The following is a 23,260-nucleotide window of genomic DNA, read 5'->3' on the forward strand; positions in this document are numbered from 1 at the left end:
GCATCAGATCGAGCAACTACCCCGTGTACTTCACGGCAACCACACACCGATCGTCGCGCTGCGGCTGACCATCGCCGAAATCGATCGTGTCGTTGAGAACGTAGTTCACCAGGTCTTCCGCAGAGAACCCGCTCTCGGGGCGCGCCTGCAATAGCCGTTCGCGGCCATAGAGTGTTCCGTCGTCGTTGTCGGTTTCGGTAATCCCGTCCGTGTAGAGCAGCAACGACGTTCCTTCGGAAAGCGATATGATCCGCTGGCTGTATTCCGCCTCAGGGCTCACTCCGAGCGGAAGCCCCGCAAAGTCTCCTTCAAGGCACTCACTTCCCTCGGCGGAGTGGATCACGGGCGGCAGATGCCCCGCATTCGCGAGGACGATCTCATTACTGCCCGGCTCCAGAACGATCACGGCCAGGGTGATAAACCGGAAACCGAGTCCACTGTCGAGCAGTTCCCGGTTCAATTCCGACAACGCCCGCCCCAGCGTTTTCTGCGCCACAAGATGATATCGCACCGCCGAACAGAGTCGGGCCATCAAAAGCGCCGCCGGCACTCCTTTGCCCGAAACATCGCCGACCGCAATCGCCAATCGACCATCGGGGAAACGCACGTAATCGAAGTAGTCGCCGCCAACCTGCTGGGCGGCCTGATAGAAGTGGCAGAACTCGTACCCGAGAAACGAAGGCTTCTTGTTCGGCAGGAACCCCAGCTGGATTTGCGTCGCGACTTCCAGATCCCGTTCCATTTCCCGCCGGTGCACCATCTCGGAATGCATGTGCGCATTCTCGATCGCCAGAGCCGCCTGAGCCGTCACGCTCACGAACAGATCCAGATCGTCCTGAGTGAACGGTTTGCGAAGATCCTTCGTGGTGAGCTGGATCGCTCCGAACGACATCCCTTCCCCGCCGGTCAACGGGGAACAGAGAATGGAACGAATCTCGAGCAGCGAAGCTGATTCGCTCTCGCGGAATCGCGTATCGTCGCCCAGATCTTCACTCAAAATTGCCGCGTGACTGTCAAGCGCCTGACGAATCACCGTGGAACTCACCTTTTGATCAAGCGACGTCTCTCCATCGCGATCGCGAGCCGCCCTGACAATCGGTTCTTTTGTCTGCGGGTCGAGCAGCAGCACCAGCCCGAGTTCCGATTGCGGAAACAGACTGAACAGACACTCCAGCGTTTTCTTCATCACCGTTTGAAGCTGAAAGGTGCGGCTGAACAGGCGGGTTAGCTCGATAATCGCTCGCAGCTTCGCTTCCGGCCGGACATCGAGCCGATGCCCTAGCGCTTTCGCCGAGATCGTGGTGATAATCGACGAGGACGATTCCAGGTCCGGGTTCTCCTGGTCGATTGTGATCTGACCCGCGGCATCGGGCTGTAGCGATTCATTGTAGGAAAGCTCGCCGGCGACTGTCGCTTCCATCAGCGGAAGCTCGTCCAGGTACTCCAGCACGATATCGCAGATGCGAATGCGGTCGCGGTTGGCAATTTTCCGCGTCGAGGTCACCGCTTTGCCGTTCACGTACGTGCCGTTCCGGCTTCCCAGATCTTCCAGGATGAAGTGCATATTCTGGCGGATGAGCCTCGCATGCTGCCGGCTGATCGCCGCGTTATCAAGGATGACTTCACAGCTCGGATGTCGACCGAGAACAATCCGTTCGCCGGTCAATTCATGCAATTCACCGGGACGTCCTCCCTGTACCACACGCAAGAAAGCCACGTCTTCCCCTGTTGGATGTTCTTCGTCAGCTCGGCACAATCGAAGAAGATGTTCGACGAAATGGAATTCTCGCTTCATGAACCCCTCCGATTCTTCCCCGATTGTACCGTCGACGGCTCCTCTTCTGCAATTGCTGGATTCGCGGATCGCCCCTCGCGCACCCGGTTCGACTCCAGTAGAACCCGTTTCAACAATATTGATGCAGGAAGAGTACGCGTGGTCGCTTCATCGTTCGATCTGACCGTCATCACGAACACCTGGCAGCGGCCGAAGCATCTTGCCTGCCTGTTGCGGCAACTGCAGTCGCAGTCGCTGGGCAACCTGCGGATCGAACATCTCGTTGTTTCCGATGGCCCCGATCCGACGGCAGCTGCACTGGTCGAACCTGTGCCGAGTCGGTTTCTGCAGCTGCCGGAACATCAGGGCTGCTTCGGCGTCGCCGCAAAGGATCTCGGTATCGCTGAGGCTCGCGGGGAATATGTCTGCTTCTGGGACGACGACAACATTTACGAGCCGCACGCCCTCACAACCGCTTACGCGGCGGCATTCGGTTTCGATATCGGGATCGTCCGAACCGAACACTGGTCGGTCACCAATCGCCGATACGTCACTCTACCACGGCAGTGGACTGGCCAGGTTTGCCCCGGCGATATCGACACCATGTGCCTCTGCGTTCGCACGGAACTGGCCCGCAAAGTCCCCTGGGATCAGGCACCGCGGCAGCGGGGGATGGATCACCGCTGGCTGTCGCGATTGATGGAACATCAACCCCGCGTGAACGATGTCCCGCTCATTATCGGCCGGCATCTTACGTTCTGAGACGTTCTGCTTCAGGCGGCTCGTGAAAGCGGAGCGGAAGCATTCGGCGTATCGCTCCAGTTCTCGGGATGAACCATCCGGTCGATGCGATCTTCCAGGTCGTGCATACTCTGTTCGACCTGCTTCACGTACGGTTCAAGCTGCTGGCTCGATAGATGCGGCGGCACGAAGATCGGATCATCCGTCGCGATCACGACCTTTGTGAACGGCTTCGGAATCAGCATATCGGTCCATCTGCCCTGAATCCGCCAGTATCGACGGGCTCGCGAGGTGACCGGCACAATGCCGCGACCCGACTGAGAAGCCAGAAACACAATGCCGGGCTTCAACTCATGCCGCGGACCACGAGGCCCATCCGGCGTGATCGAAATGTGATAAGCCGCGGCTGCCTCCAGGCACTTCTTCACAGCCTGCGAACCACCGCGACTGCTCGAGCCGCGAATTGGAACGAGCCCAACCATCTTCAGCAGATCTGCCAGATAGCTGCCATCCTGATGCCGACTCACCAGAGCCGACATATGCTCCGGCTTGCCACAGAAAATCGCCATCAGCAGGATGTCGTGCCAGATGCAGTAGAGAAATCGCTCCGGCCGGTCCTTGTAGTTGCCCGCATAAGGGGTCGTGCCGGGAATCTTCTCACAGCGTTCGATCCGACAGGAGGCGTACAGAATCTTCAGCGTCAGAACGCAGAAAGAAGCGACCATCAGGGTCAGAAAGCGACTTCGAATTTTCACTGCTACGGCTCCGCAATCCCTTCCGTGGGTAAAACGGGCAGAATGTTAGCAGGAGCCGAAAAACCGACCAAGACGAATTTAAGACCAGTTCTGGGGGCCACCGTCAATAGTGATTGGCCTGATCATTGCCAGTCGAAGGTGGCACATCCCAAGGATCGCTCAGACCTGTCCCTTCGCCCCCTTCAGGGGGAGAAGGTGCCCGAAGGGCGGATGAGGGGGCGATCAACCCGCGACGTTCTATCTCAGTCGGGAAGCTCGGCCTACGAAGTATGCCGCACGCATTTCCCCCTCAGCTGAACTCTCTCTTGGGCCACTGCCGGCTCGCTCAGCCGTGTTTTCGCCGCGAGGCGTCCCGCTGACTCAAGAATCACTGAGCACTCGTCATGTCCGGTCGCAATCGAGCCGCTTCCCGCAGATAGATGTGCCGGATTTCCTTCTGGGATTTCGTCGTGTTCACGTGCAGCAGCACGCGAATGCAGTTCGGCAGAGCTCCCGGAACGGCGATTTCCGATGCACAGAGCAGGGGGACTTCGTTCATCCCCAGCACGCGAGCCGCCTCCGCCGGAAAGCAGGCGGTCAGGTCCGGCGAGGTCGTAAAGACAGCCGAGACGACGTCGTCGTACTCGGTGATCTGGTTAGCGGAAAGAACTTCCTTCAACAGAACGTGCGTCGCTTCCAGAATCGCCTCGCGCGTATTGTCCTCAGCAGAAATCGCTCCGCGAATCCCTCTTACCCGCATATCAACCTCAAGTGATGACAAAATGACCTCTCCCGCGTAGAAGGCCCAGCATAATGATCTTCCCCGCACGCATAAAGCAGACCGACACGTTTTTACGCCAGTGTCTTGAGAATCACCTTGATACAGCGCGGGTGCCACTGGCGTTGCTGGTGCGGAGTTCCAGTGTCAGCAGATGCCAGAGCCACAGCCCCCCAGCCGAACTGCACACTCCGAACAGCACCAGCCACCCCGGAGCAACCCCTTCCCGCAGCAGATCCCCGGCATCCCCCACGCGATCGACCCAGCCAATCCCGAGATAGGCCCCGTTCGCCAGACAGCAGAACCCGGCAAAGAACATCAGCCCCCGAGCCGCGATGGATCCCGCTTTCCACAACCGCACCCCGGCCCACAGCAAAACAGGCAGCAGCACGCCCCAAGCCGGTCCGCCCCATACCACGAACGCCGGATGAGGATTCGGCTCCACATGCGTGCACGAGATCCCCCAAAGCGGCACCGAAACCGACTGCACCGTTCCGCCAGAAACCACGGCGTGCAGCACATGCCCCAACTCATGCACGGCTTCCATCGCATACCAGCTCAGCACGAGCACCAGCAGACAGCCGAGCCATTTTGTCATCGGGATACATCCGAATGTCACGCTCAATGCTGGGGAGAGGACTTTGCCGGGGTGCCCCTGATAGCTCGTCGATCAGGGCGGCGAAGCCATCGGAGACTGCAGTTTGAAGAACAGGTACTATCCCCCGAACCACCAAGCCCACGGCGAGCGTGGGCATGGCATCGGATCCCCGATTCTTTACCGGATCTTGGCGTCGGGCAGTTCGGTTTTGATGCCCTCATCCATGGGCAGCGTTTCCCAGGAGCGGCCGCCCGTTTCTTCGATCAGTTCGTCGAGGCGGGAGCGGAGTTTGGCGATCAGCTCCTTGTGCTCCGGCTCGTTGATCAGGTTGTTCAACTCTTTCGGATCGTTCTTCAGATCGTACAGCTCGGCCATGTGCCGGTCTTCCGAGCCGTCGCCATGCGGATACCGCATGTACTTCCAGCGATCGGTGCGAATGCCCCGCACGTTCGGCGTGTAGGGGAACTGCTTTTCGTAGTTGTACTCGTAGTACCACGCATCGCGCCAGTCCCGCGACTGTCCTTCGAGCAGCGGCACCCACGACATCCCATGAATGTTCTCCATCGGTTCGGCCGAACAGAGTTCCACGATGCTCGGGGCCAGGTCGATATTCAACACCTGTTGAGTCAGCACCGAACCCGGCTTCGCCAGACGCGGATAACGGACAATCATCGGCACGCGAATACTCGGCTCGTGCATCGCCCGTTTGTCCGACATCCCATGCTCGCCCAGGAACATCCCGTTATCACCGGCGAAGACGATCACCGTGTTGTCGAGCTCATTCCGCTGCTTCAGCAACTCGTAAATCCGGCCGACGCTGTCATCGACCGACTTGATCGACGCCAGATAGTTCAGCACGAACTTCTCGAAGTCAACAACCGCTGCAGCCGAGCGATCCGGGAAGTCCTTGCGGAATCCATACAGCGGGCCGTAAATACCGTGCCAGGTATCAAGCCGCTGCTCAATCCACTTCGGCTTCCCTTCCAGATTGAAAGCCGACCGCGGATAGCAGACTTCAATATCGTCGAAGATGTGCTCGTATTTCTTCTCCGGCGTGAACGGCGTGTGCGGAGCCTTGTGCCCCAGAATCAGCAGGTACGGCTCATCCTTCTTCTGCTTCTTCAGCCAGTCGACCGCCATGTCGGTCACCACGTTCGTGTAGTAACCTTTCACAACTTTGCGATCGCCGTCGACATTGAACTCCGTGTCGTAGTAATCCCCCTGACCCTTGTGCGTCACCCAGTAATCGAAACCGGGGCGCTTCGAGTCATCATCTTCCCCCATGTGCCACTTGCCGATGTAGCCTGTCTTGTAACCGGCCTGCTGCAGCCGCTTCGGGAAGCTGTCGAGGTCCCGCGGATAATCGGTGAAGTTGTCGACCACGCCATGCGTGTTGGCATAAACGCCCGACAGATACGACGCCCGACTCGGCGAACAGAGCGAGGTCGTGATGAACGCATTCGCGAACCGGACCCCTTCATTGGCCAGCCGATCAATGTGCGGCGTCTTCAGAAACGGATGTCCTTCGCAGCTCAGCGTGTCGTCCCGCTGATCGTCCGTCAGAATAAAGATCACGTTGGGCTTCTCAACCTGTGCCTCAACGGAAGAAATGCCCCCCAGAGCAAACACAGAAAGAGTGAACAGAAGCAGATATAAATGGCGCATCAGCAGGAGCCTTTCGCGTCTCGATTCAGGAAACGGGTGTCGTCTTCCAGAATAAAAGTTTGCCGTTGCGATTGCCAGTCGCAGAGAAATGGGTGGCCCGGCCTTCTGGCCGGGTCGCGTTAGCGACAAGAGGCCGCACCATGTTCGTCCATTGCGATCGGAACGTGCTTCCTGAGAACTCCCGCATGGCGCAGCCTCTTTTGACTCCGTCACCCGCTGACGTCCTCAAACGTGTTGCGATCTGCTGAATTCTCAACAATCAGCAATCCCCGGCCCCCGACACTTTCATCTGTCCGGAAACCTGGGACTGCGTATAATACCACACGCGGAGTCTTCCCTCGGCCCGAACAACAGGAGGCAGCCATGCCGTCTCGTTCGTCGCAGTCGTCTCAGGTTTCAGCGTCCGTTTCCGCCCGCAAGAAAAAGGCGGAGGCTCAAAGCACCGCCCGGCCGGCAGCCGTCGGGCAGAATGCAGCCGTCCCTTCCATCGGCTCCTATCTCATCGCCAAGCTCCAGGACAGCGGCATCCGCGACGTCTTCGGCATCCCCGGCGACTTCGTGCTGAACTTCTACAGCCTGCTCGAAGAAAGTCCGATCCGCGTCATCGGCACCACCCGCGAGGACTGCGCCGGCTACGCAGCCGATGCTTACGCCCGCGTGAACGGCATGGGAGCCGTCTGCGTCACCTACTGTGTCGGCGGCCTCAGTCTCTGTAACTCCATCGCCGGTGCCTACGCCGAGAAGTCCCCGGTCGTCGTCATCAGCGGCGCCCCCGGCATGGAAGAACGCCGCAACGATCCGCTGCTGCATCACCGCGTTCGCGACTTCCAGACTCAGCGGGAAGTCTTCGAGAAAATCACCGTCGCCACCGCGTCTCTCGACGACCCGTTAACCGCCTTCCGCGAGATCGACCGCTGCTTCGCCGCAGCCGCCCGCTACAAGCGACCCGTCTATCTCGAACTCCCTCGCGACCGCGTGAACTCCAAGCCTCTTTCACCGAACCCCTCGCCGGTAGAAGACTACGTCAGCAATCCACTCGCGTTGAAAGCCGCCATCGAAGAAGCCGCGGATCGACTTTCCAAAGCGAAGAAGCCTGTCGTCATCGCCGGCGTCGAAGTCCACCGCTTCGGACTCCGCGAAACGCTGCTCAAGTTCATCGAAAAGCACTCGATACCGGTCTCCGCCACGCTGCTCGGCAAGTCGGTCATCAGTGAGCGTCATCCGCTTTATCTCGGCGTCTACGAAGGAGCCATGGGCCGCGAAGCGGTCACGAAGTATGTCGAAGACAGCGACTGCGTCGTTCTCGCCGGCACATTTATGACCGACATCAACCTCGGCATCTACACCGCTCATCTCGATCCGCAGAAGTGCATCTACGCGACCAGCGAACAGCTGCGAATCGGCTACCATCATTTTCACGATGTCCGCCTCGATGACTTCCTCGAATCGCTCGCCTCGGCTTCGATGAAGATCACCAAACGGGCCATGCCCAAACCGCTGCCGGCCGCCGAGCCGTTCAAGCCGGAAGAGAAGAAGCCGGTCACCACGAAGCGGCTCTTCCAGCGAATCAACCAGCTGCTCTCCGACGACATGGTCGTCGTCGCCGATGTCGGAGACTCCCTGTTTGGAGCCTCGGACCTCGTCATCCATCAGCACACGGAGTTCCTCAGCCCGGCCTATTACACCTCAATGGGCTTCGCCATCCCGGCTGCGCTCGGCGTGCAGGTCGCCAACGAAAAACTCCGGCCGATCGTCCTCGTCGGCGACGGGGCATTCCAGATGACCTGCCTCGAACTCTCGACCATTCTCCGGCACAGCTTCAACCCGATCGTGGTCGTCCTCAACAACAAAGGCTACACCACCGAACGCTTCCTGCACGAGGGCCCGTTCAACGACATCCTCAACTGGGAGTACCATCGCCTTCCCGATCTCCTCGGCGGCGGCTGGGGGTTCGAAGTTCACACCGAATCGGAACTCGACCAGGCTCTCAAAGCCTCCATCGCCAACGAAGACGCCTTTAGCCTGCTGAATGTCCACCTCGAGCCCGACGACATCAGCTCAGCCCTCACCCGCCTCGCCGAACGCATGAGCAAAACAATCTGATCCGCGCGGGATGGCCCAGACGTGCACGTCTGGGTGACGAAGTCACAGGAAGCGGCTGTAGGACGTGCCTGGTTGAAAACCCCACCGGGTAGCCCCGGTTGCTCCGCTACCGGGGCCGACGCAGTCGGCACGAGGTCTCCTGTTTTCGTGATCCAACACAGAATCGCTCAGGCGTCGAGTGCGACCTCTTATGGCTTCGCCACCCCGGTTGAATCAACCGGGGCTACCCCTGATCCGTGCGGGATGGCCCAGGCGGGCACAAGTCGTTGCCAGCTCGTCGATGTGCCCTTGTACTCCTGTCGGGGGTGGCCCCGAAAGATTCTTTCGGGGCGGCGCAGCCGTCGGCGAAGCGGGATTTGATGTCACATCAGAAAAGGTGTCGTCACTTGAAATCAGGAAAAAGAGCGACAGGTTGAGACACGCGGCAGGTGCATCCTCCTACGGCTTCGCCGCCCTGATAGCACAGCTATCAGGGCCACCCTGAGGGACTACTGCCGGGATGGCCCAGACGTGCACGTCTGGGTGACGCAGTCACAGGAAGCGGCTGTAGGACGTGCCTGGTCGAAAGCCCGGGATTCCAGCCAAAGAACGTCGGTTACCGACCTCTTGTGGCTCCGCCACTCAGACGCACGCGTCTGAGTCAACTGTGGAATTTCACGCAAGATTTAGGGCGAGTCCACTGGAGCGACTCGGGTCGGTTCCGGGGCTTCTTTCGGGAAGTTGTTGAAGTTCGGATTCGTCCGGAACAGGGAAGCGATCACGATCAGAATCACGATCAGCGAAACGAACGTCAGCCCGACCAGATACCCCAGGAACGTCCAGTCGCGCGATGTCAGGCGTTCCTCATGTGGATCGTAGCCTGGTCTGGTCGGATTGTCGGCAGGCTGCTCACTCATCGAACGTCGACTTCCTTCGCAGAATATGATGGTAATGCTGGGCGAACCGGTGGGCTTCGTCGCGAACGTACTGCAGCAGCCGAAGTCCATAGGAATGCCGCGAGACCCGCTTCGGTTCCGACTCGCCCGGCACGTAGATTTCTTCTTCGCGTTTGGCCAGAGAAATCGTCATCGGCGGCTCAATATCAATCGCCCGCATCGCCTCCAGAGCCGCGTTCAGCTGCCCCTTGCCGCCGTCGATCAGCAGGATGTCCGGGAACGATTCCCCCTTCTGCTGCAGACCACGCAGCCGGCGTGAAACGACCTCCCGCATAGAAGCGAAGTCGTCGACTCCTTCCACGCCCTTAATCCGATACCGCCGATAGCCATGCTTGAACGGAAGCCCGTCGATGAACTGCACCAGCGAAGCGACCGTCTCACCTCCCTGCAGATGGGCGATATCCATTCCCTCAATCCGACGGGGGATCTCGGGCAGGTTGAGAATCTTCTTCAGCCCGGCCATCCCTTTCTTGGGATCGATGTAGAACACCTCCGGCTGCTGGTGCGTATCGATCTCGCCCCGCAGTTCGATCGACCGGAGTGCCTTCAGCTGATCGCGCAGGGCAGCCGCCTTCTCGAACTGCAGATTCTTCGACGCCTCCTGCATCTCCTTCTCGAGATCGCGGAACAGCTTCGTCCGCTGCCCGTCGAGGAACAGCCGCAGCTTCTGAATGTCCTTCCGGTAATCCTCTTTGCTGATCCGCAGATTGCAGGGAGCGGTGCACTGTTTAATGCTCGCCAGCAGACAGGGACGGAACCACCGCCAGCGTTCGTCATTCTCTTCGATATCGAGCGAGCAGGTGCGAAACTGGAAGATCTTCTGCAGAACGGTGATCGTCTCGCGGAGCTGGCTCGCACTGGTGAAGGGGCCGTAAAGTTTCGTTCCTTTGAGCTGCGGCGACCGGGTGAACTCGACGCGCGGAAAATCCTCGCGGGTCGTGATCTCCAGATACGGGAACGTCTTGTCGTCTTTCAGCTCGGTGTTGTAACGCGGCTGAATATCTTTGATGAGCCGGGCTTCGAGAAGCAGGGCGTCGACCTCGGTATCGGTCGGCAGATAGTCGATATCGGCGATCTCCCGGACCAGATCAGCCGTCCGCCGCTCGGTTTGAGCCGCCTTCAGAAAGTAGCTCCCGGCCCGGCTCCGCAGATTCACCGCTTTCCCGACGTAAATCACCCGGTCTTCGCTGTCTTTCATCAGGTACACGCCGGGAGTCGTCGGGAACTTGCGAACCTTCTCCCGTGCGGCGACCGGACCGGAATCCATGTCCGGCGTCGGTTCTGACGGATCGAGTTCATTCTCCGTATTCTCTTCCATGCCGGGATTATAGGACTGCCATCCGCAGGAGAGAACATGGAGAAAGCGATTCCCACGCAACTTCGGAGTGCAGATCCAGGAGAGAGGGAACGCCTCCGTTGAATCCATACGTGGTGAAATAGGGGGAGTGGGCTGTATCTGCGGGTCTTGCCGTCTGATCGGGATACAACGGTTCGCCGGTCCGCATTTCGGCCTCAGTGGGCTGGCAGTGTGTCCGATAATGATACGGGGCTCCGGGCTCAGGAGATCTGATTTTGCGCTCGCGGAATCGATTCACCTGGCAGTCCCGCAACGGCATGAAACGGTGAACAACGGATTGTTCGCTTCACAGACTTCGCCGTCTCGGCTCCCGGGGCGGAGAAATCAGTCAAGGATGACAGAACGTCATGCACTATTCGGTGATCGTTCACAGGCTCCAGTGGATCGGGCTTTCCCTTCTGATCTTCACCAGCGGCTGCGCAGCCTTCCGGCCTATTCGCGGAATCCCGGCCAAGGCTCTCGGGCCGGAAATGCTGGGCGAGTCTCGCAGCAACGAATCGACGATCGATTTATCTCTGCTCAGTCAGACTCCGCCACGGCAGCATCTCGTCGATGGTGGCGATGTGCTCGGCATCTATATCGAAGGCGTGCTGGGCAATCCGAATCAGGCACCCCCCATCAGTGTGCCGACGAATCCGGAACTGCCCCCGGCCATTGGTTACCCGTTCACCGTCCGCGATGATGGCACATTATCGCTGCCTATGATCGGTTCAATTCCGGTGCACGGAATGACGATCCGTCAGGTCGAAGATACCCTCCGCCGAATCTACACCGTCGAGCGACAAATCCTCCAGCCCGGGCAGGATCGAATCATCGTCTCTCTGCAGCGACCGCGGCAGGTCAAGGTGCTCGTGCTCCGTCAGGAAACCGGCGGTGTCGGCGGCAATCAGTTCGCTCAGGGGCTTTCGATCAACCTCGGGCAGACGAAACGCGGCAGCGGACAGGTCGTCTATCTCCCGATCTACAAGAACGATGTGCTGCACGCGCTCGCACAAACGGGGGGACTGCCGGGACTCGATGCCGAGAATACGATCTATGTCGTCCGCCGTCGCAATCCTCATCAGGGGATGAACTGCCCGCCATCTGGCATGCCGGGACAGTACGGCCCGCCGACGGGCTTTGGCCCTCCGCCGCAGGGTTTCGGCGGACCCATGCCTCTCTCGCAGAATACGACGAAGTCGGGCGGTGGGGTGATACTGGCCAGTCATCAGTCCGGAAACGCTCCTCGCGTTCAAACGATCAATCATCAACAGGGCGGTTCCTTCCGCATGCCGCCGGTTCAGATCCAGAATCTGCCGTCGTCCAACGCCGGGGAAACGCTCCGGGCGAGCATGCAGTCCATCGACGAAGAACCCGTCCTGCGGGCAAATATGCAGACCATCGAAGAACCCGTGTTGCGGTCTCCGCAGCAGGGCGGCCCGATGGATCTTCGGGCTCCATCAGTCCCCGAACTCAGCGATTCGGAACTGCGGTCCCTCCAGCCTCACAGTGGAAACTATCGCTGGGGAACACCAGGGAGTCCATCAAACGCTCCTGCTCCGATTACCTCTGAAGAAACCATGCCCGAGCCGACGTTTGTTCCACGACAGTGGTCCGATCCGGCGTCGCCTCAAATGCAGGCTCTCCCTCCGGCTGGTTCTTCGTATCAACCGCCGCAGGCGGCGCCGACCCCTCCGTCTTACGCAATGCCACAACCGCGAATGCAGCCGCAGGTCCCGACGGGGCAACCGGTAATGCCGCCACAAATGAACTACGGGCAGATGCCCCCCCAGCAGGAATGGCAGGATCCGAGCATGGCCGGTCCGGTCAACATGCCTCCGTTCCTGGACGAGATTCCCTGGGATCAGTTGCCGGCAGGCGTGAATTTCGATCCGAACGATCCAACGATGAACAATCACGAGATCATCAAGATTCCGGTTCGCCTCAAACCGGGCGAGAACCCGCACATTCGTCCGAGCGACGTGGTCCTTCAGGACGGCGATATCGTCTTTATCGAATCGCGGGAAACCGAGATCTTCTACACCGGTGGACTTCTCGGCGGCGGACAGTACACACTGCCTCGCGATTACGATCTGGATGTGCTCGGGGCCATCGCCATCGCTCAGGGTCAGAATCAGCAGGCGGTCTCCCGACAGGTGGGCGGCGTCTCGGCCATCAACGGCGATGTCACCATCTCGGCCAGCAATGTTATCATCCTGCGTCAGCTGCCGGGTGGGGGACAGATTCCGATCAAGGTCGACCTCTATCGAGCACTGGAAGATCCGTCGGAACGGGTGCTGATCCAGCCGGGCGATATCGTGATGCTGCGATACACTCCCCTGGAAGCGGTCGGAGCGTTCCTCGAGCGTAACCTGCTCGAATCCGCTCTCTTCGGCCTCGCCGCCTCACAACTCCAGACCGGCGGCGGCAACTAGCAACACGTGACCGGTGCCATGCCCACGCTCGCGTGGGCATGTGTCGTCATGTTTGATGCGTAGCCAGGGATGGGCGCAGCCGTATCCCGTAGGCACGAAGTTTAGAAAGTCTCTGGAAACAGTATGGGGTGGCCCGTCCGTCACGGGCGGGTGACGAAGTCACAAGAGGCCACACCATGGATAAGATTTCTTCGAGACCGGATGATTTCACCAAATAAGGCGCGGATGACGCAGCTTCTTGTCGCTTGCGCGACCCGCCCGCTGAGGCGGACGGGCTACCCGTCCGATCTTAGCTTGATGCGTATGGGATATGCTTGCGTGAGCATGCGGGTGTTGAGCAGGCGAATTGCAGGCCTCAACCCTTCGGCAGGTCAAAATCGAGTGACTCATCATCCTCGTCGACCTCATCCTCCGCTTCTTCCGGCGGAGCAGGCTCGTCAGATTCCTCGACCTCACGAACAACCACCCGGGTTCCGGAGGCTTTGATGATCTCGACGATCGTTCCCGGATCGATGATTGTTCCCTGGCTGCTCGCGTTGACCCGTTCATTGTCGATCAGCACGAAGCCGTTCGGCGTCAGCGGGGTTGCGGCCTTCGCCTGACGACCGACATACGTCCGCAGTCGGGCCTCTTCGGCCGCGAACGGGATCACTTCCTGTTCCGACGGTCCGGCCAGCAGGATGCGTTTGCCGAAGCGGGTTTTGGGAAGAATCGCAAACGCCGCGATCACCGCGGCTGGCAGAAAGACGATGGCGAATCCGGTGAAGGCGAAGAAGTAGCCTGGGCTGGATCCCCACCAGGCTTGCCACGCGAAATAGAAGGCGGCTCCCAGACTGGCAAATGTCCCGATCGCCAGCAGTCCGCCCGACGGAATGAAAACTTCCGCAATGATGAGCACCGTCGACAGGGCGAGCAGTGCAATGGCAAGGAATTGATGATCCATCAGGCCGATTTACCGGAAGGTGTTCACAGGGAAACGGATTTGGGATCGACTCCAGAGACCAGTTCGTCTTCCCAGTCGTCGAGCAGAGGCCAGTCGACTGCACAGGTGCCGAAATCCGCCATATGCTGATAGCTTTCCAGCCGATCAATCGTCTTCTGGATCATCTCGGGCTCCTTGCGGAAGACCGGGCCGTGGCTCGGCAACAGCCATTTGACATCGCTGTCCCGGATGCGTTCGAGCGACTTGATGAAGTCAGGGATGTTCGAACCATGATGGGCATCGATATTTCCGACGCAGCCATCGCGGAACAGATTGTCCCCGGAGAACAGCAGGTCGCCCATGCGGAACGCCAGCTGTCCGTGTGTGTGCCCCGGAGTATGCCAGACTTCCAGCGTCAGGTCGCCAAGCTCCAGCTTGTCACCTTCTTTGACCGTCTTACCGATCTTGATCTCGGGCAGATCGATCGAAATGTTCTGGGCCGGAATCTCGGCATATGTCATCAGCCGATCTTTTTCCGCCAGCAGGCGAGCCGCCTCGGCATGGCCGACAATCACGGCTCCCGGCAGAAGAGACTGGGCGCGGGCGAATCCCTGAATGTGATCGACATCCGCGTGCGAAGCGACCAGGTACTTGCAGCCGGCCAGCGGAAAGTCCATCTGACGGATCATCTCGATGATCTCATCGACAGTGTCTTCGTACCCGATATCGATCAGTAACCATTCCGTTCCCGAAAACACCAGATAGACCGAGCAACCAAACCGGCGGCGCGCCTGGTAGTTGATCTCGATCACGTTCGGAAACAATTCTCGCCGTTCCAGCATCAGCTCACTCCGCAACATCATTGAATATCGTCAAAGGGACGGGGTCACAGACCACTCCTGACGAGTGATCCTATCTTAGGCCGGGGCCGGGAAATTACCAGCATACCCCAGCGACCTCCACCGGGAGTTCACGAATTTCAACGACGGAGGCTTCTGTTGCGGAGGATGACTGTTCGGTCAATTGCATCCGCCCGTACCGGTCGTCACACTGCAGCATAAACAGAACATTCACGCTGTGCCCATGAAACATTAAATCGAGATGAACTGGCGATTACTTTCCAGACTGCTCGGTCTGCTCTCTCTGCTCGTCGGTGCCTCGATGTCCCTGTCGCTGCCCTGGGCCTTCCCGGTCTTTGGTGTCGCAGATCAATTCGAACAGCAGGGATTTCTCGGCATTGTTCTGGCCATATTGATCTGCCTGGCCGTGGCGGCATGCCTCTGGTACATCGGCCGCGAAGCGCAGGGGACGATCCTGCATAAAGAGGCTCTCGCAGTTGTCGGTCTCGGCTGGATTCTGGCCGGAATTCTGGGGGCGCTCCCCTTTCTGCTCTCACGGACGATGCGGACTCCCGAAATCCCGATGACCGTTATCGATGCCTTTTTCGAGTCGGTCTCGGGGTTCACCACGACCGGAGCCTCCGTTCTCACGGAGCTCGAGAATCCCAAGCAGATCCCGAAATGCGTCATGTTCTGGCGCTGTTTCACGCACTGGCTCGGTGGAATGGGCATCATCGTCCTGTTCGTTGCCCTTCTCGGACACCTGGGCGGCGGCGGGAAAGCGTTGATGCAGCGGGAAGTCCCCGGTCCGCTCACCGAAACGGTCAAGCCCCGCGTGCGCGAAACGGCCCTGGCGATGTGGAAGATCTACGTCGGGCTGTCGCTGATACTCTCCGTCGTGTTCTTCCTTGAGGGAATGTCCGCCTACGACGCTCTCTGCCACACCTTCGGCACGATGGCCACGGGGGGCTTCAGCACCTACAACCGCAGCGCTGGCCATTTCGAGTCGGTCGTCATCGAAATGACCATGATCGTCTTCATGATTGCTGCGGGGACGAACTTCTCCCTGTTTTACCTGCTGTTAAACCCACCGGCGAAGTCGAAGAAGATCCCCTGGTATCGCCGCGCGGAAGTGGTTTACAACGAGCCGGAATGGCGGGCGTTTATCTTCACCATTCTCCTCGTCTCCGTCGCGCTGACGGTGAACCTGCTCATCAGCGGCACCTATCGACACTTCGGCGAGGCTTTGCGACACGGACTGTTTACAACCGTCTCCATCATCACCACAACCGGGTTCGGCACGGAAGATTTCGGTCAGTGGAGCGATTTTTCGAGGGCGCTGCTCCTGCTGCTGATGTTCGCCGGCGGCTGTGCCGGCTCGACGGCGGGCGGGATCAAGATTGTTCGTTTTCTGCTCTTCGCGAAGATTATTCGCGTCGAAACGGAAAAAGCCTTCCGTCCCAACGTCATTCGTTCTCTGAGGCTCGGCCGGGAAAACCTCCCCGACCGGCTGCGTCAGGAAGTGGTTGTCTACTTCAGTCTCGTTCTGTCCCTGTTTGTCGTCAGCTGGATGCTCCTGAATACCATCGAGCCGGACACGCTCTGGCTCAACGGCAACGAATCGCTGAAAGCGGAGAAGCTTATCGACTGCGCCAGTGCCGTCGCTTCAAGCCTGAACAACATCGGCCCGGGACTGGGAGTTCTCGGCCCGGCTTCGAACTATTCCGGCTTCTCCCAGCAGGGCAAGCTCCTGCTCACGATTCTCATGCTGCTCGGACGCCTCGAATTGTTCGCGATCCTCGTCCTCTTCTTCCCCTCGTTCTGGAGAAACCAGTAGCAGTCCATTCGGCCCCAGTTTCGGGCGTCGGCTGGGCGAACAAACAGCATCGGTTCCCGCATGGCTGCTGCGGATTAGAATGGGTAAGGGAACACAGGGAGCCTGTGTCGACACAGCCACGCCGTCTTGAGATTCAGGCCAGGCACACGTCATGGTGGAAACTTCGAAATCGACTGTGCCTTCGCTCTTTTCCTCTCCTGACCAGGTTCTCATTCTGGATGGTCCGATGGGGACCGAATTGACGAAGCGTGGTTTCGACGTTGGCCGTCCCGGCTGGTCCGCGCGGGCTCTGCTGGAAGCTCCCGAATTGATCTCCGCCATCCATCGCGACTACGTCGAAGCCGGTGCGATGATTCTCACGACCAACACCTTCCGGACCCACGCCGTGAATCTGGAGGGATGGCACGATCCTGCGGAAGCAGGCAGGCTGACGCGACTTGCGGTCGAGCTCGCACGAGAGGCAGCCGGCCATCGCTGCCGTGTCTTTGGTTCCGTCTCTCCTCTGGGAGACAGTTATCTCCCCGGCGAGGCCGTCGAGCCGTCCTGGCTTCAGGAACAACACACAGCGATGCTCAACGAACTTCTCGAAGCCGGGGTCGACGGGTTGCTCGTTGAAACGCAGACCACATTCCGCGAAGCCGAGATGATCGTCCATCTGACTCGGGGTTGTGGTCGGCCCGTCGTTCTCAGTGTAGTGTCCTTCGATGGCCAAACCATGCTCGATGGAACTCCGCTGGCCTGTCTCAGAGAGCTCGCTCGCTCCGGACTTCTGGACGCAATCGGCTGCAACTGCGTCCCTGTTGAAATCGTCGAAGATGTTCTCCATCAGATGCAGGATTTTGGGATTCCGAAAGTCGTCTATGCAAATTCCGGTCGCATGAACAGCCTGGGGGAATGGGAAGAGTCGGCCGGTGCGCTGCTCGATCAGCATGTCGCGTTCGCGCGAATCTGGACAACTCATGGCGTCCGTCTTCTCGGCGGCTGCTGCGGGACAGACGTCGATCTCGTTGCAAATTTTGCAGACGAATTCGCCGACTCGTTCTGAGTGCTCCCGTCTTACGGAAAACGACCGAGCTGTTCTCTGACGGATAACGTCTGTTTGTTCTCTGGTCGCTCAAAATGACTCTATCCGGCTGGCGAAGAACCCGTAATCGTCACGTTTTTCAGTGGTTTCGGGGCGCGGAATTGTCTCGAGGGGACTTGAGTGAAACTCCCGGGCAATTTGAAAAAAATCAGAAGACCGGCCGATTATCACGCAAGGTTTACCAGGTCGGTTGTCGAATTAGAGGAAGGATGATCATTTTTCCGGAAACGATCTTTCCTCACCGACACACTTCCGATACTTTCCAGCTCCAATTCTCAGACCCTCGGTCAAACTCCACTCAATTTCCGTCATCTTCTGACGGTTCATTTCACCAGCCATCTCGACCGTCCGGTCAACAACAGACCCTTTCCAACAACCACTCATCCGATCTGTCCGTCCGTCTCCTCTGAGCGGCCGCTCCGATTGGTATTCCTTCCCATCGTCAAACGAATGCTGTTTCCGTTCCGGACCGGCGTCGTTCAATTCCCATCACAGATCCCCTGATTCCAGGTGACGTCCGTGTTGCGACCTCCAGTGACATTACGCACGACAGGGCCCGCCCGCATGAATATCTTCACCAAGACCGTCCACCGTATTGCCACGCTGTTGCGCAAGCAACGCAGCGACAACCGGCGTTACGTCCCTCAACTCGCGTGGAGGGGGGCGGAATCCGTGTGGACCGGCACTGGGATCTCAGGATCGCTCAAGCCGCTGGCCTCCCTTATGAAGACTATCAATCCGCTCCGCCTGTCTTCGCGATTCGGCCGAAAAGCAGCCACGGCGACGGCCTGCACGATCGTCTCCCTGATGTTCGGCAGCATGCAGATGCAGGCCGCCGATGAGATGAGACCTCCGGCGTTGCCCGGAACGGTTGCCATCGAAGGAAATCAGCCGACATACAGCATCGGCGCGCCGGAGCAGGATTACTTCTCCATGAACGCGGGGCAGCCCCAGCAGATGTTCCAGGAACGGGGCATGGGGTACTACTTCCGCGTCGGAACCCAGGGCGGTCGCACCGTCGGTACCGAAGAATCGCTCTCCTACATTGAAGCTCTTCCCTACACATTCTGGGAAGAGACCATGTTCCTGGCCGACCTGCGCCTGTGGGCCATCCATTCCGGTCGACTGGGCGGATCGGTCGGTGCCGGTTTCCGTCATTACTTCCCGCAGATGGATCGCACACTCGGGATGATCGCCTGGTACGACATCGACGCGACCTACCCGGAAGATTTCCGCGAAGTCGCTGTCACGCTCGAATCTCACGGGCGGATTCTCGACTGGGATGCCAACATCTACATTCCGATCGACCTGAAGAAACAGGATGTCGGTCTCGATTTCGTGAACGGTTCACAGCGATTCGAAGGCAACAATGTTCTCTTCGATCAGATCCGCACGTCTGGCTTTGCTCTGCAGGGCTTCGATACGATGTGGGGAACCCCCATCGGAACCGAGTTCGCCCAGCGATTCGACATGCGGGCTTCGACCGGTTTCTATAACTTCAATCACGAAGACCTCGACGATATCTGGGGCTGGTCCGGCAAACTCGAAGCCAACTTCCTCCGTTATCTCGATGTCGATCTGACAGTGACCCACGATAATACGTTCGACACTCGCGTCGCCGTTAACGCCTCCTGGACGTTCGATCCACATGGCGAAATTGGCGAACGCTCTCGGACTTGGGACCGGATGGTCCTGCCTCCAACTCGACTCTGGACGATTCCCAAAGCCGAGGTCGCTGTCCTCGAGCCCGATCAGGTGGCAATCAATCCGACAACCGGACTGCCTTACTTCGTCGTCCACGTCGACTCCATCACCGGGGCCAACGCTCCCGGAGCCGGTACGTTCGAGAATCCGTTCAACACCATCGAAAACGCCGTCAACGGTGGGAATGCAGTTCCCATCGATGACTACGATATCGTCTACACCTGGAGCGGCTCGCAGTTTGATTCCGAGCCGACCATCGTCGTCCCCGACGGAAAGCGATTTCTCGGCGGTGGTGACCGTGTCGAACACCTCATCGATTACAACGAGTTTGGGGAACAGCTCTTCCCCCGTGCACGCGGCGACTACAACGACGGCGTCTTCGATGCTCGTCCGCTCTTCACCAATCTCGGTGCGCCGGCAGGCCCGGGTGTGACGTTCGATCTGGTGACCAACCTCGGCGGTTCAGTCATCTCCAACGAGTTCACCGAGTTCTCCGGTTTCGTACTCGGCAATCCTGATGGGACCGATCCAACATCTGGCGATTCTGACGGGTTCAATCCGAACACGACCGTGACGCCGGGGAATGGCCCACTGGGCACCGGAATTGAGTTCGCAACGCTGACGACCACCACTCAAACCCGCTTCGTCGATATTCACGGAGCCGAGGTCAACGGGGTCGCGTTCAATGGGCTCACCGGCACCTATCAGCTGGAAAGCATGATCATCAACCAGTCCGGCAACCACGAATTCTTCGTGCAGGGCGGAGACCCCATTATCACGATGGAGTCCTCGACTCGCGGTGAAACGGGGTCTCGTGTCGATTCCGTCATCGTCAACCGGGACAATGGCTCGGCAATTATCCCAGATACGACACTCGGAACGCCGGGCGACAACCACGACCTGCTGATTCAGGCGACGACAGGCGGTTCGGTCGACTGGATCGATGTGATCACCAACGACCTCGGTGGTGACGGGATCATGATCACCGGAGCTTCACAGAGCGATGTGATGATCCCGGTCAGCACCACGATCGTCAACAGCCGCGGTAACGGCGTCGGAATCTTCCCCGGCGTTGGTGGCGACATCATCATCTCGGGCACTCGCACGGACGGGAACCCTTCCGGGATTCCGTTCACGATCCTCAATCCCGCCGAGAATGCCATTCAGATCGGTCTGATCACCAATCCGATTCAGCCGACGCCGGCGAATGTCAGCTTCGTGCAGCCCCTGTTGCTCAATGACCTCGATCGGGACATCTCGGGGATCTTCATCGCCAATACCACGGGGAATACCGTCTTCCAGACCTCGGCGACGACCACAATTCAGTACGATCCCACTACGGCCGGAACAGCTGCCGGATTTGAGTTCTTCCAGAATCAAAGCGGTAATCTGACGCTGAACAACGGAATGACAATCAACGATTCCGGCGGAGCGGCCCTGCGGATTACCAATGATGTGGATGTCTTCCCGGATGCTGCACCAGGAACGTTCCGCTGGCTCGGCGGTTCGGGCGTCGGCTCACTCACCATCAACCGTGCAGGCGGTAACCAGGGAGCCGGTGGAGCCGCCCTCATCGTTGGTAGCGATCCTCCCGCTGGTCCCCCGAACAACTCGGTCGCCGGTACGGGATACGAATCGGACGTGACCTTCGCTGTTCCGGTGACGGTCAACAACTCCGCCGGGACGTCGATCTTCATCAGCCAGAACACCGGCGATGTCACGTTCACAAGCGGAGCGAGCGTGAATGCCAGCACCGCGGCCAACCCCTCTCAGGTATTGATCCTGGATCAGATCGGGGACGTCTTCTTCACTGCTCTCAATATTGATAACTTCATCGCGACCGATATCGACTTCCTCGATGACAATGAGCCGACCGCAGCCGAATTGGCTGCCCAGGTCGCCGCTCTGGATATGCGACGTAACACCGGGACTGTGACCGTCAACGAAGTCGATATCGACGTGCTCGCGACTGGGATCTTCGGTTACAACAATCAGGAGATCGCGATCAACGGCGGCACGGTGTCCTCGACATTCGCAACGGCCGTCGAAATCTTCATGGCTGACAGTGCAGTCGACGATAACCCGCTCGGTTTCAATCTGACACAGCTCGGAATCGAACTCGATGACGTCGAATCGGTCCAGGCTCCCGATCACGGGGTTCACCTGGCGAATGTCAAAGGTCAGGCCACCTTCCTCTCCGGAGATCTCATTCAGGCGGGAACAGGATTCCTGCTCGGGCCAACCGAAGAAGAAGCCGGTATCTACGTCGACAACAGTGCGGTTCGACTCCGGGAAATCGCTCTGTCTCCGGATATCGACGATCGAAGGATCTTCAGCGATCGCCGCAGCTTCTCTCTGGAAGTGCTCAACGCTGAATTCACTCAGAACACGAAAGGGATTCTGGCGGTCGCCATCGATGATCTCGAAGTCGATGACTCCGACTTCACTCAGAACTTTGAAGAGGCGATCGACCTGCTGAACGTCGTAGCCGCCGAGATTACCGGGTCAGAGTTCACGAACAATCAGGCAATTCCCGATCCAGCGACATTCGGTGTTCTGGAGGCAGCAACCATCCGATCGCGGATGACGCTGGCTCTCAACTCGGAGAACACCAGCATCGAGGGAACGCCAACCTTCTATGATCTTGTTGTCGGATCCCGTACGCCCGACTTCGTCGATCCGACCGCCGATGACGATCAGAATACATTCGACGAGCAAGACTCACAGTTCTCCATCCTCATGGTCAACAGTTCGATCGATAACACGGTCGGATTGCTCGACACCGGCACGGCTGGCTCGGAGTTCGGATTCATTGTCAACAACAATGCCTTCGAAAATGATTCCGACGTCTTCTTCCAGGGTTTCGTCCAGTACCGCGACTCCGGCGGCGGAAACTCGCGGGTCAACATGAACGTTGCCATGAACTCCATGGAGAGCGACGACGACAACTTCGTTGGGAACCCCAACGCGACTGTCCAGGGAGCAATCAGCTTCATTCATAATTCGACGGACACCAATGATGACGACGATATCGTCTTCACGGCCATCGACAACTTCCTGAATCTCGAAGAGCAGGACTCCATCGGTTTCATGTTCATCGACGAGGGAGATGGTGATGCCTTCATCCTCGTGGACGATACCGACAACGACGGCTTGACCGAACTGGGGAACTCCTTCAATGACCCGACGATCGCCGATATTACGGTTGCGAACGGTCCGGTCTTCTTCTTCGACCTGGAAACCGATGCAGATGTCTCGATCCAGAATCTGGAAATCCAGGTCCTTGAAGATTCTGACAACATCACTGGAACCAATACGGCGACTGTGATCGAGGATCAGCGAGTCTTCTTCTTCGACAACGTCTCGGGTGTCGCCGACATTGATATCGGTGGAAACACGATCTTCATCGATGACTCCGGTTCGTTTATCGATCCGTTCACCGGCTTCCTGTTCCTGGTCAACGACATCATTGTGACCGAGTTCGACGCCGCCAGCGGCGAAATCACACTCAACAGCTCTTCGGACAATACCGTGCGAATTAATCCGACCGGAGCCCTGCTGACTAACCCGGATCTGCTGTTCGACGGACCAATCGGCGGCGACTTCACCGGACAGCTGCAGTTCAACGGCATCTTTGTTCCGTAAGACGGCGGGGGCGGACACGAACCGTCCCTTCCAACTCCTCTTGTTTAATCTCCTGACGATTCCCTCAGTCGCCCAGCAGGAAGAAGCCACCAGGAACTCAGCATGAACAGATGGATTTCTTCTCTCCGGG

Annotated in this window: 15 protein-coding genes; 6 read left to right on the forward strand and 9 right to left on the reverse strand. The window is 58.7% G+C overall.

Annotation, left to right across the window (positions count from 1 at the left end; genetic code table 11):
* Window positions 1-16: 16 nt before the first annotated feature.
* A complete protein-coding gene (locus tag L1A08_RS15140; protein WP_238757518.1) occupies window positions 17-1,702 on the reverse strand; it encodes a SpoIIE family protein phosphatase in 1,686 nt (561 codons plus the stop codon).
* A 231-nt stretch (window positions 1,703-1,933) separates the two neighbouring features.
* Between L1A08_RS15140 and L1A08_RS15145 the strand changes: the two genes are divergently transcribed.
* The gene (locus L1A08_RS15145) at window positions 1,934-2,536 is read left to right on the forward strand and encodes a glycosyltransferase family 2 protein (RefSeq protein ID WP_238757283.1); all 603 of its coding nucleotides are present in this window, start codon (window positions 1,934-1,936) and stop codon (window positions 2,534-2,536) included.
* Window positions 2,537-2,547: 11 nt separating this feature from the next.
* On the opposite strand, the gene L1A08_RS15150 is transcribed toward L1A08_RS15145, so the two are convergent.
* The 4 genes from L1A08_RS15150 to L1A08_RS15165 all read right to left on the reverse strand — a co-directional run bounded on the left by L1A08_RS15150 (window position 2,548) and on the right by L1A08_RS15165 (window position 6,290).
* Complete coding sequence (locus tag L1A08_RS15150) at window positions 2,548-3,270, reverse strand: lysophospholipid acyltransferase family protein (protein WP_238757284.1); 723 nt, start codon at window positions 3,268-3,270, stop codon at window positions 2,548-2,550.
* Between the two features lie 367 nt (window positions 3,271-3,637).
* The gene (aroH, locus tag L1A08_RS15155) at window positions 3,638-4,009 is read right to left on the reverse strand and encodes a chorismate mutase (RefSeq protein ID WP_390896900.1); all 372 of its coding nucleotides are present in this window, start codon (window positions 4,007-4,009) and stop codon (window positions 3,638-3,640) included.
* A gap of 112 nt (window positions 4,010-4,121) precedes the next feature.
* Window positions 4,122-4,625, reverse strand: a complete 504-nt coding sequence (locus L1A08_RS15160; RefSeq protein ID WP_238757286.1) for a hypothetical protein — start codon at window positions 4,623-4,625, stop codon at window positions 4,122-4,124.
* 177 nt (window positions 4,626-4,802) lie between these two features.
* Window positions 4,803-6,290, reverse strand: a complete 1,488-nt coding sequence (locus L1A08_RS15165; protein WP_238757287.1) for a sulfatase family protein — start codon at window positions 6,288-6,290, stop codon at window positions 4,803-4,805.
* A gap of 363 nt (window positions 6,291-6,653) precedes the next feature.
* Between L1A08_RS15165 and L1A08_RS15170 the strand changes: the two genes are divergently transcribed.
* Window positions 6,654-8,393: an alpha-keto acid decarboxylase family protein gene (locus L1A08_RS15170; protein ID WP_238757288.1), complete on the forward strand. Its 1,740-nt coding sequence runs from the start codon at window positions 6,654-6,656 to the stop codon at window positions 8,391-8,393.
* A 665-nt stretch (window positions 8,394-9,058) separates the two neighbouring features.
* Here the strand turns inward: L1A08_RS15170 and L1A08_RS15175 are convergent.
* Together L1A08_RS15175 and L1A08_RS15180 are read right to left on the reverse strand one after the other, a co-directional pair.
* Window positions 9,059-9,289 (reverse strand): hypothetical protein, encoded by a 231-nt coding sequence (locus L1A08_RS15175; protein WP_238757289.1) that lies wholly within the window; start codon window positions 9,287-9,289, stop codon window positions 9,059-9,061.
* On the reverse strand, window positions 9,282-10,595 hold the full coding sequence (locus L1A08_RS15180; RefSeq protein WP_449314322.1) for an excinuclease ABC subunit UvrC: 1,314 nt from the start codon (window positions 10,593-10,595) through the stop codon (window positions 9,282-9,284). Before L1A08_RS15180 ends, L1A08_RS15175 begins: the two co-directional genes overlap by 8 nt.
* Before the next feature lie 437 nt (window positions 10,596-11,032).
* On the opposite strand from L1A08_RS15180, the gene L1A08_RS15185 reads away from it, so the two are divergent.
* Window positions 11,033-13,099 (forward strand): polysaccharide biosynthesis/export family protein, encoded by a 2,067-nt coding sequence (locus tag L1A08_RS15185; RefSeq protein ID WP_238757291.1) that lies wholly within the window; start codon window positions 11,033-11,035, stop codon window positions 13,097-13,099.
* Window positions 13,100-13,454: 355 nt separating this feature from the next.
* Here L1A08_RS15185 and L1A08_RS15190 read toward each other — a convergent pair whose 3' ends face one another.
* On the reverse strand, window positions 13,455-14,042 hold the full coding sequence (locus L1A08_RS15190; protein WP_238757292.1) for an NfeD family protein: 588 nt from the start codon (window positions 14,040-14,042) through the stop codon (window positions 13,455-13,457).
* Window positions 14,043-14,065: 23 nt separating this feature from the next.
* The gene (locus tag L1A08_RS15195) at window positions 14,066-14,863 is read right to left on the reverse strand and encodes an MBL fold metallo-hydrolase (protein WP_238757293.1); all 798 of its coding nucleotides are present in this window, start codon (window positions 14,861-14,863) and stop codon (window positions 14,066-14,068) included.
* A gap of 259 nt (window positions 14,864-15,122) precedes the next feature.
* Here L1A08_RS15195 and L1A08_RS15200 point away from each other — a divergent pair, with 259 nt between their 5' ends.
* From L1A08_RS15200 to L1A08_RS15210, 3 genes are all read left to right on the forward strand, one after another.
* Window positions 15,123-16,697, forward strand: coding sequence for a TrkH family potassium uptake protein (locus tag L1A08_RS15200; protein WP_238757294.1), 1,575 nt, complete (start codon window positions 15,123-15,125; stop codon window positions 16,695-16,697).
* A 151-nt stretch (window positions 16,698-16,848) separates the two neighbouring features.
* Window positions 16,849-17,742, forward strand: coding sequence for a homocysteine S-methyltransferase family protein (locus L1A08_RS15205; protein ID WP_238757295.1), 894 nt, complete (start codon window positions 16,849-16,851; stop codon window positions 17,740-17,742).
* A 603-nt stretch (window positions 17,743-18,345) separates the two neighbouring features.
* A complete protein-coding gene (locus L1A08_RS15210; protein WP_238757296.1) occupies window positions 18,346-23,130 on the forward strand; it encodes a hypothetical protein in 4,785 nt (1,594 codons plus the stop codon).
* The last annotated feature ends 130 nt before the right edge of the window (window positions 23,131-23,260 follow it).

Origin of the sequence: Rubinisphaera margarita (assembly GCF_022267515.1) — a bacterium.
Classification (GTDB): domain Bacteria; phylum Planctomycetota; class Planctomycetia; order Planctomycetales; family Planctomycetaceae; genus Rubinisphaera; species Rubinisphaera margarita.

What these genes read in the sequence shown, in the direction of transcription:
- aroH (WP_390896900.1), bottom strand. Translation starts at nt 4,009, where the DNA reads ATGCGGGTAAGAGGGATTCGCGGAGCGATTTCTGCTGAGGACAATACG.
- L1A08_RS15160 (WP_238757286.1), bottom strand. Translation starts at nt 4,625, where the DNA reads ATGACAAAATGGCTCGGCTGTCTGCTGGTGCTCGTGCTGAGCTGGTAT.
- L1A08_RS15165 (WP_238757287.1), bottom strand. Translation starts at nt 6,290, where the DNA reads ATGCGCCATTTATATCTGCTTCTGTTCACTCTTTCTGTGTTTGCTCTG.
- L1A08_RS15170 (WP_238757288.1), top strand. Translation starts at nt 6,654, where the DNA reads ATGCCGTCTCGTTCGTCGCAGTCGTCTCAGGTTTCAGCGTCCGTTTCC.
- L1A08_RS15175 (WP_238757289.1), bottom strand. Translation starts at nt 9,289, where the DNA reads ATGAGTGAGCAGCCTGCCGACAATCCGACCAGACCAGGCTACGATCCA.
- L1A08_RS15180 (WP_449314322.1), bottom strand. Translation starts at nt 10,595, where the DNA reads ATGGATTCCGGTCCGGTCGCCGCACGGGAGAAGGTTCGCAAGTTCCCG.
- L1A08_RS15185 (WP_238757291.1), top strand. Translation starts at nt 11,033, where the DNA reads ATGCACTATTCGGTGATCGTTCACAGGCTCCAGTGGATCGGGCTTTCC.
- L1A08_RS15190 (WP_238757292.1), bottom strand. Translation starts at nt 14,042, where the DNA reads ATGGATCATCAATTCCTTGCCATTGCACTGCTCGCCCTGTCGACGGTG.
- L1A08_RS15195 (WP_238757293.1), bottom strand. Translation starts at nt 14,863, where the DNA reads ATGCTGGAACGGCGAGAATTGTTTCCGAACGTGATCGAGATCAACTAC.
- L1A08_RS15200 (WP_238757294.1), top strand. Translation starts at nt 15,123, where the DNA reads ATGAACTGGCGATTACTTTCCAGACTGCTCGGTCTGCTCTCTCTGCTC.
- L1A08_RS15205 (WP_238757295.1), top strand. Translation starts at nt 16,849, where the DNA reads ATGGTGGAAACTTCGAAATCGACTGTGCCTTCGCTCTTTTCCTCTCCT.
- L1A08_RS15210 (WP_238757296.1), top strand. Translation starts at nt 18,346, where the DNA reads ATGAATATCTTCACCAAGACCGTCCACCGTATTGCCACGCTGTTGCGC.